Source organism: Cupriavidus sp. PET2-C1 (genome assembly GCF_054515855.1).
Map to the genome: position 1 here is coordinate 831,232 of NZ_CM137259.1, position 14,792 is coordinate 846,023.

General features: G+C 63.8%; 23 protein-coding genes. 12 read left to right on the forward strand and 11 right to left on the reverse strand.

Features of this window, described 5'->3' with window-relative positions; all coding sequences use genetic code 11:
• Nucleotides 1-4 precede the first annotated feature (4 nt).
• The 3 genes from ACX12D_RS03770 to ACX12D_RS03780 all read left to right on the forward strand — a co-directional run bounded on the left by ACX12D_RS03770 (nucleotide 5) and on the right by ACX12D_RS03780 (nucleotide 2,462).
• A complete protein-coding gene (locus tag ACX12D_RS03770) occupies nucleotides 5-988 on the forward strand; it encodes a glutathione S-transferase family protein (RefSeq protein WP_459372981.1) in 984 nt (327 codons plus the stop codon).
• A 60-nt stretch (nucleotides 989-1,048) separates the two neighbouring features.
• Complete coding sequence (locus ACX12D_RS03775; protein WP_459372982.1) at nucleotides 1,049-2,083, forward strand: alpha/beta fold hydrolase; 1,035 nt, start codon at nucleotides 1,049-1,051, stop codon at nucleotides 2,081-2,083.
• A 184-nt stretch (nucleotides 2,084-2,267) separates the two neighbouring features.
• Nucleotides 2,268-2,462 carry a hypothetical protein gene (locus ACX12D_RS03780; RefSeq protein WP_459372983.1) on the forward strand — a complete coding sequence of 65 codons (195 nt, stop codon included), beginning with the start codon at nucleotides 2,268-2,270 and terminating at the stop codon, nucleotides 2,460-2,462.
• Nucleotides 2,463-2,501: 39 nt separating this feature from the next.
• Here ACX12D_RS03780 and ACX12D_RS03785 read toward each other — a convergent pair whose 3' ends face one another.
• Nucleotides 2,502-3,380, reverse strand: coding sequence for a lipid A biosynthesis lauroyl acyltransferase (locus ACX12D_RS03785; RefSeq protein ID WP_459372984.1), 879 nt, complete (start codon nucleotides 3,378-3,380; stop codon nucleotides 2,502-2,504).
• Between the two features lie 191 nt (nucleotides 3,381-3,571).
• Nucleotides 3,572-3,817, reverse strand: coding sequence for a hypothetical protein (locus ACX12D_RS03790; protein WP_459372985.1), 246 nt, complete (start codon nucleotides 3,815-3,817; stop codon nucleotides 3,572-3,574).
• Nucleotides 3,818-4,151: 334 nt separating this feature from the next.
• On the opposite strand from ACX12D_RS03790, the gene ACX12D_RS03795 reads away from it, so the two are divergent.
• The 6 genes from ACX12D_RS03795 (at nucleotide 4,152) to ACX12D_RS03820 (ending at nucleotide 7,186) form a co-directional block, all read left to right on the forward strand.
• Nucleotides 4,152-4,355: a cold-shock protein gene (locus ACX12D_RS03795; protein WP_006157950.1), complete on the forward strand. Its 204-nt coding sequence runs from the start codon at nucleotides 4,152-4,154 to the stop codon at nucleotides 4,353-4,355.
• Between the two features lie 97 nt (nucleotides 4,356-4,452).
• The gene (locus ACX12D_RS03800) at nucleotides 4,453-5,349 is read left to right on the forward strand and encodes a trypsin-like peptidase domain-containing protein (RefSeq protein WP_459372986.1); all 897 of its coding nucleotides are present in this window, start codon (nucleotides 4,453-4,455) and stop codon (nucleotides 5,347-5,349) included.
• Nucleotides 5,350-5,410: 61 nt separating this feature from the next.
• Nucleotides 5,411-5,695, forward strand: a complete 285-nt coding sequence (locus tag ACX12D_RS03805) for a hypothetical protein (protein ID WP_043344135.1) — start codon at nucleotides 5,411-5,413, stop codon at nucleotides 5,693-5,695.
• A 192-nt stretch (nucleotides 5,696-5,887) separates the two neighbouring features.
• Entirely contained in the window at nucleotides 5,888-6,211 is a 324-nt protein-coding gene (locus ACX12D_RS03810; protein WP_441639632.1) for a hypothetical protein, read from the forward strand.
• A 95-nt stretch (nucleotides 6,212-6,306) separates the two neighbouring features.
• Nucleotides 6,307-6,591 (forward strand): hypothetical protein, encoded by a 285-nt coding sequence (locus tag ACX12D_RS03815; protein ID WP_150988690.1) that lies wholly within the window; start codon nucleotides 6,307-6,309, stop codon nucleotides 6,589-6,591.
• 220 nt (nucleotides 6,592-6,811) lie between these two features.
• Nucleotides 6,812-7,186: a hypothetical protein gene (locus ACX12D_RS03820; protein ID WP_441639633.1), complete on the forward strand. Its 375-nt coding sequence runs from the start codon at nucleotides 6,812-6,814 to the stop codon at nucleotides 7,184-7,186.
• 72 nt (nucleotides 7,187-7,258) lie between these two features.
• Here ACX12D_RS03820 and ACX12D_RS03825 read toward each other — a convergent pair whose 3' ends face one another.
• The 3 genes from ACX12D_RS03825 to ACX12D_RS03835 form a co-directional block, all read right to left on the reverse strand.
• Nucleotides 7,259-7,513 (reverse strand): translation initiation factor 1, encoded by a 255-nt coding sequence (locus ACX12D_RS03825; RefSeq protein WP_459372987.1) that lies wholly within the window; start codon nucleotides 7,511-7,513, stop codon nucleotides 7,259-7,261.
• A gap of 80 nt (nucleotides 7,514-7,593) precedes the next feature.
• Nucleotides 7,594-7,815 (reverse strand): translation initiation factor IF-1, encoded by a 222-nt coding sequence (gene infA, locus ACX12D_RS03830; protein ID WP_006157957.1) that lies wholly within the window; start codon nucleotides 7,813-7,815, stop codon nucleotides 7,594-7,596.
• A 75-nt stretch (nucleotides 7,816-7,890) separates the two neighbouring features.
• Nucleotides 7,891-8,184 carry an isochorismatase gene (locus tag ACX12D_RS03835; protein WP_459372988.1) on the reverse strand — a complete coding sequence of 98 codons (294 nt, stop codon included), beginning with the start codon at nucleotides 8,182-8,184 and terminating at the stop codon, nucleotides 7,891-7,893.
• A gap of 482 nt (nucleotides 8,185-8,666) precedes the next feature.
• On the opposite strand from ACX12D_RS03835, the gene ACX12D_RS03840 reads away from it, so the two are divergent.
• Entirely contained in the window at nucleotides 8,667-8,867 is a 201-nt protein-coding gene (locus tag ACX12D_RS03840) for a hypothetical protein (RefSeq protein ID WP_441639636.1), read from the forward strand.
• A 26-nt stretch (nucleotides 8,868-8,893) separates the two neighbouring features.
• On the opposite strand, the gene ACX12D_RS03845 is transcribed toward ACX12D_RS03840, so the two are convergent.
• Nucleotides 8,894-9,136 (reverse strand): hypothetical protein, encoded by a 243-nt coding sequence (locus ACX12D_RS03845; RefSeq protein WP_043344153.1) that lies wholly within the window; start codon nucleotides 9,134-9,136, stop codon nucleotides 8,894-8,896.
• 110 nt (nucleotides 9,137-9,246) lie between these two features.
• Complete coding sequence (locus ACX12D_RS03850) at nucleotides 9,247-9,516, reverse strand: hypothetical protein (RefSeq protein ID WP_006157961.1); 270 nt, start codon at nucleotides 9,514-9,516, stop codon at nucleotides 9,247-9,249.
• 225 nt (nucleotides 9,517-9,741) lie between these two features.
• On the opposite strand from ACX12D_RS03850, the gene ACX12D_RS03855 reads away from it, so the two are divergent.
• Both ACX12D_RS03855 and ACX12D_RS03860 read left to right on the forward strand, forming a co-directional pair.
• The gene (locus ACX12D_RS03855) at nucleotides 9,742-9,879 is read left to right on the forward strand and encodes a hypothetical protein (RefSeq protein ID WP_006157962.1); all 138 of its coding nucleotides are present in this window, start codon (nucleotides 9,742-9,744) and stop codon (nucleotides 9,877-9,879) included.
• 221 nt (nucleotides 9,880-10,100) lie between these two features.
• A complete protein-coding gene (locus tag ACX12D_RS03860; protein WP_043344159.1) occupies nucleotides 10,101-10,322 on the forward strand; it encodes a hypothetical protein in 222 nt (73 codons plus the stop codon).
• 383 nt (nucleotides 10,323-10,705) lie between these two features.
• On the opposite strand, the gene ACX12D_RS03865 is transcribed toward ACX12D_RS03860, so the two are convergent.
• From ACX12D_RS03865 to ACX12D_RS03880, 4 genes are all read right to left on the reverse strand, one after another.
• Nucleotides 10,706-12,208 (reverse strand): tripartite tricarboxylate transporter permease, encoded by a 1,503-nt coding sequence (locus ACX12D_RS03865; RefSeq protein ID WP_459372989.1) that lies wholly within the window; start codon nucleotides 12,206-12,208, stop codon nucleotides 10,706-10,708.
• A 387-nt stretch (nucleotides 12,209-12,595) separates the two neighbouring features.
• A complete protein-coding gene (locus tag ACX12D_RS03870; protein ID WP_459372990.1) occupies nucleotides 12,596-12,886 on the reverse strand; it encodes a pentapeptide MXKDX repeat protein in 291 nt (96 codons plus the stop codon).
• 61 nt (nucleotides 12,887-12,947) lie between these two features.
• A complete protein-coding gene (locus ACX12D_RS03875; protein ID WP_459372991.1) occupies nucleotides 12,948-13,721 on the reverse strand; it encodes a molybdopterin-dependent oxidoreductase in 774 nt (257 codons plus the stop codon).
• Nucleotides 13,722-13,791: 70 nt separating this feature from the next.
• Entirely contained in the window at nucleotides 13,792-14,430 is a 639-nt protein-coding gene (locus ACX12D_RS03880) for a cytochrome b/b6 domain-containing protein (protein WP_459372992.1), read from the reverse strand.
• Nucleotides 14,431-14,792: the final 362 nt, after the last annotated feature.

Below are 14,792 nucleotides of genomic sequence, written 5' to 3' on the forward strand. Positions count from 1 at the left end.
CGACATGGGACTGCTCGTCAACGGCAAATGGCAAGACCGCTGGTACGACACGGCATCCACCGGCGGCCGCTTCGTTCGCAAGGACGCTGCCTTTCGCAACTGGGTGACGCCCGATGGCACCGCCGGCCAGAGCGGCGCCGGTGGCTTCAAGGCCGAGGCCGGGCGCTATCACCTGTACGTGAGCCTGGCCTGCCCGTGGGCGCACCGCACGCTGATCATGCGCACGCTCAAGGGGCTGGAGGGGATGATCAGCGTCTCCACGGTGCACTGGCTGATGCTCGGCGAGGGATGGACGTTCGCCGAGGGGGCGGGCGTGGTGCCGGACACGGTCAACGGCGCGCGGCTCCTGCACCAGGTCTACACTGGCGCCGATCCCGACTACACCGGGCGCGTCACCGTGCCCGTGCTGTGGGACAAGCAGCGGGGAACCATCGTCAGCAACGAGTCGTCGGAGATCATCCGCATGTTCAACACCGCCTTCGATGGCATTGGCGCCAAGGCGGGCGACTACTATCCGGCTGCGCTGCGCACGGAAATCGACGAGGTCAACGCACGGGTGTACGACACGCTCAACAACGGCGTCTACAAATCCGGCTTTGCCACCACGCAAGGCGCGTATGAAGAGGCGGTGACGCCGTTGTTCGATACGCTCGACTGGCTCGAGGCGCGGCTCGCTACGCGCCGCTTCCTGCTAGGCGACCAGCTCACCGAGGCCGACATCCGCCTGTTCACGACGCTGGTACGCTTTGACGCGGTCTATGTGGGGCACTTCAAGTGCAACCTGCGGCGCATCGCGGATTATCCGAACCTGTCTGGCTTCACGCGCGACATCTACCAGCTGCCGGGGATCGCGGCGACGGTCAATTTCGACCATATCAAGCGGCACTATTATGAAAGCCACCGCTCAATCAATCCGAGCGGCGTGGTGCCTGCGGGACCGGTGCTGGACTTTGCCGCGCCGCCGGAGCGCGCGCGGCTGGCGGCGTAAGGCCGTCGTCCGTCTTGTCCGCTTTGTTCGCTCTTTTCTTCGTTAGCCGAGACCACGCTCATGACGTTTCATCGCCAGTTCCTGCTTGCCTTGCTCACATTGGCAGCCGTTGCCACCGCGCCCTTCGGGCTGGCTGCCGCCGACGACGGGCCCGCATATGGCCCTGAGCTGGAAGGCTTCGACTATCCGGCGCCGGTGCAGCAGTTCGCGTTCACCTCGCAAGGCGCGGCGATGCAGATGGCTTACATGGATATCAAGCCGGAGCGCGCCAACGGCCGTACCGCGGTCTTGCTGCATGGAAAGAACTTCTGCGCGGCGACCTGGGGGGACACCATCAAGGTGCTCAGCGCGGCCGGTTATCGCGTCATTGCGCCGGACCAGATCGGCTTTTGCAAATCCAGCAAGCCGGCGCACTATCAGTACAGTTTCCAGCAGCTGGCGCGCAACACCCACGCCTTGCTGGAATCCATTGGGATCCGGCAGGCGACGGTGATCGGGCATTCCACGGGCGGCATGCTGGCGATGCGCTATGCGCTGATGTACCCGCAACAGACGGAGCAACTGGCGCTCGTCAACCCGATCGGCCTGGAAGACTGGAAGGCGTTGGGCGTGCCTTCCCTGTCGGTGGATCAATGGTATGCCCGCGAGCTCGCCACCAACGCTGACAAGATCCGCAGCTACGAACAGGCTACCTACTATGTCGGCACGTGGCGCCCCGAGTACGAACCTTGGGTGCAGATGCTGGCCGGCATGAACCGCGGCCCGGGCAAGCAGCAGGTGGCCTGGAACTCCGCGCTGATCTACGACATGATCTTCACGCAGCCGGTCGTATACGAGCTGGGCGCGCTGAAGACGCCAACCTTGCTGCTGATCGGTGACAAGGACACGACGGCCATCGCCAAGGACGCGGCACCGCCGGAGGTGCGCGCGAAGGTCGGCAACTATCCGGTGCTGGCGCAGCGCACCTTGAAGGCGCTGCCGAACGCCAGGCTGGTGGAGTTTCCCGAGTTGGGCCACGCGCCGCAGATGCAGGATCCCATGGCGTTCCACAAGGCGCTGCTGGATGGTCTGGCGGCGCTGCCGGCAAGCCGCTGATATCCGCGTGCGCAGCGCCAACCGAGGCGACGATTGCGACACGCTTCGCTGGAAGTGAATCGCCGCCTACGCGCCTTGCCGCCAAAGCGCTGACAGGGTGCGCCGTGGTGCTACCATGCGCGCAGCTTGCTAGCCTGGGCATCAGGCCCGGGCGGCAGAGTTCGACTTTTGCAGGGGAATCTGGATGGATCCGACAGTAGTGATCAGCACCTTCGAGCGCATCGCCAACGACGACACGGTGGAGCTATCGGTGGACGATGCCGTGGCCGGCCTGGCCGCGCTGCTTGCCAGTGAGCCGCTTTCCGACGCAGCGCGTGCGCTGCTGGAGACGGTGGGCGCCACGCTCTATCGCGTGGGCCTGGACGGCTACGAAGGCTGAAGGGAGAGTGGGCGGCGCGCGTGCGCCGCTCCAGGCATCTCAGTAGACAGGCGCCTCGCCCTCGGGGCGGTGCTTGAAGCGGCGATGCACCCAGTAGTATTGCTCCGGCATGGCGCGGACCTGCTGCTCCAGGAACGCGTTCATGCGCAGCGCATCGACCTTCTCGTCGCCGGAGGGGTAGCCCGCCAGCGCATCGAATATCTTCAGCTTGTAGCCGCGGTAGCCAGGCAGGACAGAGGTCGTGAAGGGCACGACGCGCGCGCCGCTGAGCGCGGCGAGGCGCGACACCGAGGTGAGCGTGCAAGCGGGGACGTTGAAAAACGGCACGAATACCGAATCGCGCAAGCCAAAATCCATGTCCGCGGCGAGCATCAGCGGCGTGCCCGACTTGAGCGCGCGCAAGGCCTGGCGCACGCTGCCATTGCGCGGGATCATCTCTGTGCCGAACCTGCCGCGCTGCTGCTTGGCGAGCTGCTCCAGCAACGGGTTCGACATCTTCGAGTAGAGCGAGGCCACCGGATGCTTGATCGAGTAGAACATGCAGCCGGCCTCGATCGCCACGAAATGGAATCCCAGGAAGATGGTCGGGCCGGCCCCGGTGTTGCCGAGCTCGATGGCGGACTCCAGCTCGACCAGGTCATTCAGCTTGCCGGCACAGCCATACCATTGCACGCCGCGTTCCAGGTAGCTTCGAATCACGTGGCTGAAATGCGCTTGCCCCAGGGCGTGTCGATGCGCTTCGCTTTGGTCGGGAAAGCAAAGCCGCAGGTTGGTCTGCACGACGCTGCGGCGCCGGCTTGGAATGCGATAGAGCAGGGCGCCCAGGCTCATGCCGACGCGGGCGCACACGCTATAGGGCAAGGCGGCGAGCAAACGCAGCAGGCTGACGGTGAAAAATAGTCCGATACGCTGGATCATCCTGTTCCTGAAAGGTTGCCGCGCGGCGTGAAGCGCGCCGCCGCGGCCAGGTGGCGCGGGCGTGCGGCGCTGTCACGCGTGAAAGACGCGGCAGTGGTGGTGATTGCCAGCTACTGGGCTTGCGGGGCTTGTTAGGCCCGTCTTGGTGGTGTGGTGCTATGGCGCCGCGCCGATGCGGGCGCGTGCCTGGATCATTGAAGGTCCGGGACCGGCGCCTGCGCCTGCTGCGGCGCTAGCTGCCAGCCCTGCGCATCGACGTTCTTGCCGTCGCGGTAGATCCAGCCGGTGCCGCAGGCCTGGCACACAAAGGTACTGACTGTCATCGCAGGGCGGCGTGGCACCTTGATGCGCTGCGTGTCGGTGATCCTGAGCAACGCATGGCCTGGCGAGCCACCACGGTTGGTGTCGATGGCGAGGCAGGCTGGGCAAGGCGACATGCGGAATCCGACGGCGGAAGGTGGGTGACTGTAGCACGTTCATGCTGCAATAAACCGCCGCCGCGAGCTTGTGCCTGTTCACGCACGCGGGCGCGCGGCAGGCGCGGAAAAGAACCTTACCCGCAACCAATGAGGCACTTTTCTCTTCGGTAAGTTGACATGCTTATCCCAGCCCTGTATAAACGTTGGTGCAGGATCTTTCAAGCGGTTACTCAGATGTTATGGATCGTCCCCTCCAAGCGGCGATTCGTTTGCTCCATGTTCCTTCCTTGATCGTCATGCCTGGTGAGCATCAGGCTCATCCAGAACTTTTAAGGTTTAAAGGATATCCAGCATGGAAACCGGTACCGTCAAGTGGTTCAACGACTCCAAGGGCTTCGGCTTCATCACCCCTGACGCAGGCGGCAACGACCTGTTCGCGCATTTCTCGGAAATTCAAGGCGGCGGTTTCAAGTCGCTGCAAGAAGGCCAGAAAGTGCGTTACGTCGCAGGCGTTGGCCAAAAGGGCCCCGCAGCGACCAAGATCGAGCCGATCTAATCGAGCCGATTCGAATCGCCTAGAAAGAAGCCCCGCGTAGCGGGGCTTTTTTTTTACCGACCGGGAATCATCGAGGTGCGCAAGCGCATAAGACATCATGCCTATGGTCGAATCCATCCTTCTAGCCGCCGTCCGGGTCTCGTCCTTCGAGGGCCAGCAGCCGCTGACCAACGCGAGCGGATTCTTCTTCGAGCGCGATGGCCGGCTCTTCGTGGTGACCAGCCGCCATGTGGTGTTCGACGAGCCAAGCAAGCACCACCCGGACCGTATCGAGATCGAGCTGCACAGCCAGCCGGAAAACATGGCCGACTCGATCGGCTTTTCGATTCCGCTGTACCGTGACGGGCTTGCCGTCTGGCGCGAGGGCGAGGATGGTGGCGGCCCGGTCGATGTCGCGGTGGTGGAGATCGAGCGCAAGGCGTTGCCGCCCAAGCTGCTCTACCGGGCCTTCACGCCGGAGCATCTGGCGCAGCCTTCCGATCGCGTCGAGGTGGGCGACTCCCTGTTGATCGTTGGATTTCCCCTGGGTTTTCATGACGCGCTCCATCATCTGCCGGTTGCGCGCCAGGCCGTGGTCGCGTCCGCGTACGGATTGCGTTTCCAGGGCCAGGGTTTTTTCCTGACCGATGCCAGGACTCACCGCGGCACCAGCGGCGCGCTCGTGGTTTCGCGCATGCGCGACGGCCGGGGCGACAAGCTGGACCTGCCGTGGCTGCTGCTCGGCATCCACTCGGCTCGCTTCGACGTCGGCTCGCGCGACCTGGCGGAGGACGAAGTGCTTGGGCTGAACTCTGCCTGGTATGCGGACATGCTGCTGACCCTGACCGAGCCGGTGGCGGCAAAGCCCGCGCGGACCGCGCCTGGCGCTGCCGCTACTCCCGCCGCCGCTGCGCCCCCCGTTGCCGCCGCCGCGGCTGCTGGCAATGCGCAAGCCACGCCGTCGGCTGCCCCGGCGGCTGCTTACGCGCCAGCCGCGCCTGCTCGGCCAAAATAAAGGTCATGGAGCGGCTCCCAATAGGAGTAGAGTGGGGTTCAGTGGAACTGTGGAGTGCATCATGGACGTCAATCCGATTGCCAGCTACAAAGGGTTCGACTTATACCCTCTCGTGTACAAGCACGCCGTGGTGCGCACCTGGCCGGAACGCAGGCCGGACCGGACCTTCGATGCCGCTGTCGTGATCTGCCGCGAAGGTGGCGAGCCCGAGGGAACGCAGGCCCGTACGTTCCGCCTCGACACCGTGCCGTGGGACAACGTCGGCGCTGCGCGCCGTGGTGTCGTTCGTTACGCCGAGGACATCATCAACGGCGCGATTCCCGGGCAATCCGTCGTCTCGCTCTGACGCCTGGAGCGATATGCGGCAATGTCCGTCGTTGCACGAGGATGACGCAGGCGCGCCTGTCATGTCCTCGCCTGTCCATGGCTTGGCCGAGCTGCCAGCCACCGCTGCATCGTCGCCAGTTGACGAGATCCCCGGAGTGTCCTGCTTGTCCGTCGGAACGACGGCGCGCCAATCGTTCGTCGGTGCATCGTCATGCTAGATCTCGTTGCCTTCGTGAAGCCCGTCCTTGACGAGATCACCGGGCAAGACGTCAGGATCTGGTCGGCAGGGCAACGCGCGGTGACGGCAAACTGGCAGATCCCTGATGCCAGGAGCTTTACCTGGTCAGCCAGGGCGCTTGAAATCGAGATGGCGCAGGACGTCGCGGAGCAATTGAGCAACGCGGACCAGGACGCCTTATATCAACTACAACGCAGCCTTGACCGGTATCTGCGCGCACGCCTTGGCGTCCATTGCAAGCAGGACAAGCCAGGGAACGCGATCGTGATTGTCGTCGATCGCCTGTTGGCTCCCTAGCTTGCCCGCGTGCTGGCGCATTGGGCCTCGGCATTGGCCATTGCGAGCGAACCGGCACAAGGCCAGTTGCGGCATCCAGCCGCCTGGAGCACTACATGAACAATACGCCTTCCGCCTGCTACAAAGGTTTCGACCTCTATCCGCTGGTGTACAAGATCCAGCCCGCGCAATCCTGGCCGAGGACCAAGCCGGATCGCAGCTTCAACGCGTCCGTGGTGATCTGCCGCGAAGGCCATCGGCCCGGCAGTGAGCGCACGCGCGTGTTCCGCCTGGAAAGCACCCCTTGGGAGAATATCGGCACGGCGCGCAGGGGTGCCGTGAAGTTCGGTGAAGATATTATCAACGGGCTGATCCCCGGGGAGTCTGTCGCTACGCTGTAACGCGGCGCCGGCAGAATCTGGCCGAGCCGCGCGGCGTCGCCCGTGCCTGCCCTTATGCCGGCGTTGCCAGCTGGTATCGTAGGGCTGGCCCGGCTGCCGCCAGGCAATGGAAAAATGGGAAGCAAGAGGAAACGGGACCGTGCCGTGCAATGCCCGCTCTGCCGGTCCACCTGTCAAAACCTGCCGTGCGCAGTTGCGCCGGCCCGCGAGCGCATACGTCATGAACAAGGTTGCCACACCATCCAACTTCCTTTGCACGCTGCCGGGGCAAGGCAAGGGCATCGCCTACCATGTAGCCGTCAGCTTTCTCGACTCCAGTCATCCGACGGGTGTGCGCTTCACCAGTTTCGTCGGTGAGGGCAGGCGTTCATTCGGGGTTCAGGCCAACGAGGCGGCCTTGCGGGGCGAAATGGTCGACAGCTTCGAGGCATTGTGCCGGCTGGCGATCGGGCAAGCGATTCGTGACAATCTCTATGACAAGGCCGGCGAAGGAGACTACGTGCTGGACCTGGGGGCGCAGCCTTTCGAGGGCGAGTTGCGCCCGGTTGGTTCACGCGTTGGTGTCAGCATGCCGCGCATGCGGTTTCCCGGCTGAGCCAGCGCGTCGCCTGGCGCTGGCACGGGCGCGCAGAGCGCCCGGAAGATCGTGCTGGTCCGGACTGCCCGGCTAGACGCCGAATGCCGGGCTGCCGAAGCGGTTCAGCAGCGATTCAATCAAGGCCATGTCTTCGGTCTGCGGCGTCCTGTCTTCCGTGGCGCGCGACGGGCCGCAATAGGTTGCGGATACATGTCTGCGCACGGTTAGCACTTCATCCGCGGGGCGCTCCACCGTGACTTCCGGTCCCGGCACGTGGCGATAGCTTCCGCCTACCCAGCCACCTGGCGTCAGGTGCATCTCTTCCCATTCTTCGCTGATCGACATGTTTCTTCCTTTCGTTAGAGGGTGGGAGGGGCCGCGGGCCAACAGCTTGACGGCGCGGCAGCGTATCCGGCCAAGCAGTATCAGTACTTGTGGCGGTAGTTGATCCGGCCCTTGGTCAGGTCGTAGGGCGACATTTCCAGCGTGACGCGATCGCCGGCCAGGATACGAATGCGGTTCTTCTTCAGGCGGCCGGACGAATAGGCCCACACCTGGAAACCATTTTCCAGGATGACGCGAAAACGGTTGTCCGGCAGTACTTCCGATACTTGTCCACCAAATTCCACTAGTTCTTCTTTAGCCAAGGATGATCCTTTTGCAGCAAGACCTGCTGCACAGTAGGTTGAGACGCATGCGGGTTGCTTTTCGTGCGACCGGCTCTATTGCAGGCGCATATCGGCAGCGACGCTCTCGGCCGCGCGTCGGGCGGCCTGTTTAGCCTGGGCTTCGGTGCCATGCGTGGCATGGCGCATCGAGACGTTGGCGACGATGCATTCGGAGCCGTTCTTGTATTCGGCGATCAGATAGGTCGCAAACCACACGCCGGGCTCTTGTTGTATCGGGTAGACCGACACGGTGAACGGATTGGCGCGGGTGGTGCGGGTGGTGCTATTGATGCGATTGATGCTTTGATTCAAGGTGTTGCCCTTAAGCGGGCGGACGATCTGAGGCAACGTTGAGCGCATCTCGTGGTGCGCCGCGTGCTCTCTTCTGGCGATCGGTCGCCGTGTTTGCGTTGTCCAGCAACGTCAGGTCTCGCGCATTAGCGCGAGAAAGGCAGCTGGTGATGAGTGGACCGTGCTTGCGCAGGCTGATGCGCCAGGTACATGCGCACAGGTTACGGAGCGGACATGCCGCCGGGTCGGGAGTGTGATGGGCGGTTGTCGCCCTGAACGAATCGGGTGTACGCCCGACAGGCTGCCGTTAATATTTTGATGATGTCTGGCAGCCGGCACGTTTGGGCCGACGAGAAGAGGTCGGCGAACGGCCAAGACTGTGAATCATACCATTTTCCGTCAATCGGCGCTCGCCCGCGGATTTCGCGTACGATAGGCACGGCGCCCCTCGTGGCGCTGGTGTGGCCCGGCGTTACCTGTCGTATCCCCGGGAAGCCGGCGCCCGAAGCCGGGCAGGCCGTAACTGAACGAGGTGATCGATGCCTGAGAGTTTTTTCTATCTGGGCCACTACGTCAACCTGGAGTTGACGCAGCGCACCTTCGGCCAATGGAACTGGGTCTACACGCTGGATACGCACGGCCGTTTTGAAAACCAGGGCGATGCGTTCAGCTCACGCGAGCTTGCCATGGCGGATGCCCTGGAGAACGCCAAGGCCCGGATCGAGCGCCTGGGGCACTAGTTAAGTAGCACCAGGCGCCTGGCCGCTTACTTCCCCTCGTCGGGAATGTTGTATTGCGCCTGCAGCGTGGCCGTGAACGGCCGGATCTTCTCGATGCAGGCCGCGCTGTCGCCGCCTTCCATGGTGGACAGATTCCAGTTGCAGCCGCCCGCGTCCGGCGCATGCCAGCAAACGTCGCCGAAGCAGGCGCCGCTGCATTCCGCGAATTTCTGCTGCTCGGCGCGAATCATGGCGCGCAGTTCCGCCTTGTTCTTGATCTGTCGGTCCATTGTCGTCTCCTGTCGTTTCGTGGGGAAGTCTTGCTGGGCGTAGCTGCGGCCGGGCCGGTCAGGGCGGCCGCGCGATGGACTGCAATTCCGGGCGAATCGAGGGGGCGGGACTACTTGCGCTTGACGAAGGTGGACATGTCGTCGATGACGGTCCTGGCATAGGACACGGCCAGGTCGATGGCATCGTGCGGCGTGTGCGCGACATGCTCGAGCAGAGGTGGCACCAGCCTTAGCGAGCCGCTGTCGCCGCTGACCTGCGTGATGGTCACGGTGGCGAGAAAGCTCGCCCGTGCGAGTTCGGCATTGGCGCTTTCGTCGAACGACCGACGTACATTGGCCGAAACCTTGAACCCCTTGTAGATCGCATGATTTTGAGACATGTTGATCTCCTTTCTTCAACGAGCATACGCTGTTTGCCTGGTGGCGTCCGATTTACTTGGCCGGGCGAGGGCACGCGGCTATGAGCCGGCGGCCGAAGGCGATTCTCCTGCTTGCGTCATGCGCAGGCGCCTCGCGCGCGATATTTCCCTGAACGCTGGAGTAAGCGGGTATGCTGGATCTGCCGCCTGGCACGCAATGCAGCAACCCACTCGTGGAGACACACCATGGCCAAAGGTCAACTACGCGGCAATCGCGAAACCAAGAAGCCCAAGCAACCCAAGAAGCCGGTCGCACCCGCAGCACCGTTCGGTGCCGTCCAGTCGCGCGTCGGCAATGATGGCGCAGCAGGCAAGAAGAAGTAATCAAGGCAAGGCGCGAATAAAGCGCGAACAAAGCGCAAATAATGCGCAACTGAGACGGAACGTCAGGCTGGACCGTGCTATCTTGCGTTGCAGCAAGAAGCCCGGGGCGCCGCCGCTGCCGGCGTGCTCCCGTTCAGCACCTGACGCTCACCCGAGGCGGTGGCGGTGGCAGGCTGCCGCCGGGGCGTTCGAGACACCGGGAGTGCAAGATGAGGCGTGACATGTCCTTCGCGGACCGCGTGCTGACGGCACTGCGCGCTGACAGCCAGGCGATGATGACGGATCTCCAGCTCGCCAAGGCGCTGGGCAATGCCGATGCATCCAAGCTCAGCCACCATTTATTGCTGCTTCAGGATTCGGGCCTGGTCGCCAAGACCGCTACCTCCGGGTGGCGCCTGACCTGGGCCGGCCACGACCGCGCGGAAGCGCGCAGCGTAGCCTAGCCTAGGCTAGCAAACAAACCACACGCCTTAACGAACAAAGCCCGTGGCCATATGGCGGCACGGGCTTTGTCACGCTATTTCTTGTCGGCGGGCTGCACGGCTTGCGGATCGAACTGGCCGGGCTGGGAGGGTTGGCGTTTCTCGCCGGGTTGCTGGAAGTGCGTCTTCCAGGGTGTGGTCGGCGCTCTTTGCTGACCAGGCTGCCTGGGACTGTAATGCATTCAATACCCCCATCGATGTCCTTCCGTGCCGGACCGGCACTCTCCCAGTGTAGGCGGATGCCGGTCCTTTCCCTAAGAGGCCATTTCCAAAAGATGCTGGCGTCGTTGCGCGGCCTTGGCCGTACCACTTGTACTGCCCGCGGCGGCGTCGCCATACCGGCGTCATTCCTCCTGGAATGCTTCCTCGCGCTTGGCCTTGATCGACGGCAGGGCAACGATGCAGACCAGCAGCCCGGCAGCGATCAGCAGGCCGAGCGACAACGGACGGGTCAGGAACACGGTGAACGTCCCCCGCGACAGCAAGAGCGCGCGGCGGAAGTTCTCTTCCATCATCGGCCCCAGCACAAAGCCCAGCAGCAGCGGCGCCGGCTCGCACTTGAGCTTGATGAACAGGTAGCCGATCACACCGAAGCCAGCCGCGGTGAAAACGTCGAAGGTCTGGTTGTTGACCGAGAACACGCCGATGCAGCAGAACACCAGGATGGCCGGGTACAGGTAGCGGTAGGGCACCTGCAGCAGCTTGACCCAGATCCCGATCAGCGGCAGGTTCAGGATGATCAGCATCAGGTTGCCGATCCACATCGAGGCGATCAGGCCCCAGAACAGCGCGGGGTTGCTGGTCATGACCTGTGGGCCCGGCTGGATGTTGTGGATGGTCATCGCGCCCACCATCAGCGCCATCACGGCGTTGGGCGGAATGCCCAGCGTCAGCAGCGGGATGAAGGAGGTCTGCGCCGCGGCGTTGTTGGCCGATTCCGGACCTGCCACGCCTTCGATGGCGCCCTTGCCGAACTCATGCGAATACTTGGAAGTCTTCTTCTCCAGCGAGTAGGCCGCGAAGGAAGCGAGCGCCGCGCCGCCGCCGGGCAGGATCCCGAGGACGGAGCCGAGCGCGGTACCGCGCAGCACCGCTGGCGCCATGCGCTTGAAGTCCGCCTTGGAGGGCCACAGGTTGCTAACGTGATCGGTAAAGGTTTCGCGGTTTTCCTTCTGCTCCAGGTTGGCGATGATTTCGGCAAAGCCGAACATCCCCATGGCCAGCGCGACGAAGTCGACACCGTCGGTCAACTCCGGCACGTCGAACGAGAAGCGTGCGGCGCCCGAGTTCACGTCGGTGCCGACCAGGCCCAGCAGCAGCCCCAGCACGATCATGGCAACCGCCTTGGGCAGCGAGCCCGAAGCCAGCACCACAGCGCCGATCAGGCCCAGGCACATCAGCGAGAAATACTCTGCGGGCCCAAACTTGAATGCCAGTTCCGACAGCGGCGTAGCAAACGCGGCCAGGATCAGCGTCGCCACGCAGCCGGCAAAGAAGGAGCCCAGGCCTGCGGTGGCCAGCGCCACCCCCGCTCGCCCTCGCCTGGCCATCTGGTAGCCGTCGATGGTGGTCACCACCGATGACGATTCACCCGGCAGGTTGACCAGGATCGCGGTGGTGGAACCACCGTACTGGGCGCCGTAGTAAATACCGGCCAGCATGATGAGTGCGGCCACCGGCGGCAGCGTGTAGGTCACCGGCAGCAGCATGGCGATGGTCGCCAGTGGCCCGATGCCGGGCAGCACGCCAATCAGCGTTCCCAGCACGCAGCCGAGAAAGCAGTATCCAACGTTCTGCAGTGTCAGCGCCGTGGAGAATCCAAGGGCCAGGTGTTCGAATAGTTCCATGAGGCTGTCTCCCTCGCCTGCAGTGAAACCCGGGCCGCGCATCTGCGGCAAGGCAGGCACGGCGGACCAGGCTACGCGCGGCATTCTTGCGGAATGGCGCGCGAATCGGAGGAAGCTGGCGCGGCGCGAGGCTACGCTGGTTTCCGCCACAGATCGTCATCGACAGCAAGCGCGCGCGCTCAGGCGCACCCCAATGGCTTACCAGGCACAGTAGGCGCGAGTGCTTTCATCCGCCTTTCAGTGACGGCCGCTGCGGGTATGTCCCGATACGCCGGAGTGACGCCTGAGATTCCTCGCGCCCGAAAAGCAACGCCCCGGACGAAAGCCGGGGCGTTGTCACAAGGTCTGCCGCTCGCCTGGCAGGCAAGCGGGCGCACTGCTTACGCCTTACTGCTTCGGCGCGTCTTTGCCCATGGCATCCTTGCCCATCGAGTCCTTGCTCATGGCGTCTTTGCTCATGCTGTCCTTGCCCATCTTGTCCTTGCTCATCTTGGCGTGGCTCTTGCCCATCTTGTCCTTGCTCATCGAGTCCTTGCCCATGGTGTCCTTGCCCATGGTGTCCTTGGCCATGCTGCTGTCATTGCTCATGGCATCCTTCTTCATGGCGTCCTGGGCAAAGGCATGACCCGCAAACAGCATCGTAGTCGAGAGCAGGGTAGCGGCGAAAAGTTTGTTCATGAAGATCTCCTTGGGTTGGTCAGTGTGCAAGCCGGCATCATGCCGGCCAATTTCAAGCGGATCAGGATCCGCCGAACCAGTTGTATCCCTGGTCTTCCCAGTAACCGCCGGGATACGTGTTGGTGACGTACAGCGCCATGATGTGCTTGGGGTTCTTGTAGCCAAGCTTGGTCGGCATGCGCAGTTTCATGGGGAAGCCATACTTGGGCGGCAGCTTCTCCCCGTCGTAGGTAAAGGTCAGCAGCGTCTGCGGATGCAGCGCGGTGGGCATGTCGATGCTGGTGAAATAGTCGTCGGCGCAGCGAAAGCCCACGTACTTCGCGCTGGTGTCGGCACCCACGCGATGCAGGAATTCCGAGAAGGGCGTGCCCCCCCACTTGCCGATGGCGCTCCAGCCTTCCACGCAGATATGGCGCGTGACCTGCGAGGTCTGCGGCAGCGCATAGAGCTGCTCGAGCGTCCACGGATCCTTGCGCGCCACCATGCCGCCGACTTCCAGCCGGAAGTCGGCACCGTCGACCTCGGGTACTTCGTCCTCGCCGTAGAAGGCATTGAACGGGAACGGCCGCGTGATCATGGACTCCGCATAGGTGGGCGCGAGCCGCTTGGGGTCGAACAGCCAGCCTTGCACGCGATCGTTGAAGCGCGATACCGCGGTGAGAAAGCGCTCCACCGAGGCGTCGTCGCTCAGGCTGCAACCCGTCAGCATCGACAGCCCGCCCAGCGTGATGGCGCGCTTGGCGAACAGGCGGCGCGACGGCATATCGAGTTCGCGCACGGCGTCTCGCAGGATCAGGCGCCGGTCAAGCGTGACGATGGGTTTGGATTTGTTCATGGCGGTTCTCCGCGATGCGGCTCTGTGGATTCGGTGCTGTGGATGCGTTTTGCGCGAACACGGCCGGCGATCAGCGGCCACGCAGCATGATCAGCAGCGTGCGCGGCACCAGCGCCACCATGGCCACATGCACCACGATGAACAGCACGATGGCGCTCATGCATACGAAGTGGACCCAGCGCGCCGCGTCATAGCCGCCCATCAGCTCGCGCAGCAGCGGGAATTGCACCGACTTCCAGATCGCCAGGCCGGACAGCACCGTGACCACGATGACCACCACCACGCCCAGGTACATGGCCTTCTGGGCCGCGTTGTATTCGGCCAGGTCCGGGTGTGCCAGCCGGCCGCGCAGCGCCGCGGCGATATCGCGCAGCGCCGCGGGCACCGACAGCGGCAGGAAGCGGCGGCGGAACCGTCCGGTGAGGGCGTTCATCAGCAAGTAGAACAGCCCGTTGGCGACCAGCAGCCACATGGCGGCGAAGTGCCACTGCAGCGCGCCGCCCAGCCATCCGCCGAGCGTGATGCCATTGGGGAAATGCAGGCCGAACAGTGGCGACGCGTTATAGATGCGCCAGCCGCTCATCACCATGATGATGACGGCGATGGCGTTGATCCAATGGGTGATGCGCACCCACGCCGGCTGGATGGAGGCGGACGTTTGTCCGCGGCGGCCGTGTGCGGGCCGCGATAGCTGGGAGGCTGTGTCCACCGTCTTTCTCCAATGTTCCATGTTCCGTGGCGCTCGCAGGTGCGGCTGCATCGGGTTATGTGCCTTTGTCGACAGTGGCGGCACGAACTTACACGCGGGACGGATTTTTTTTCTGGCACGCGGGCACGTCGGCAACGGGTATCCCCGGAGTCACTCAGCGAGCTCGGCGAAAGAACGTACGGACTGTTGGGCGACGCATGGACGGCTACCCGCACTCTTCACATTAGCACTCCGCCCGCGAGACGCCAAAGGCGATCGATGCCCGCCTCCCACGGCCCGCTACAATGCTGGCGGGCCGCGCGGCCAGCGCTGTCCCACCGCGCGCGCAGCCCGGCCTGCCCGGAGTCGCATGCCGCCGCCCC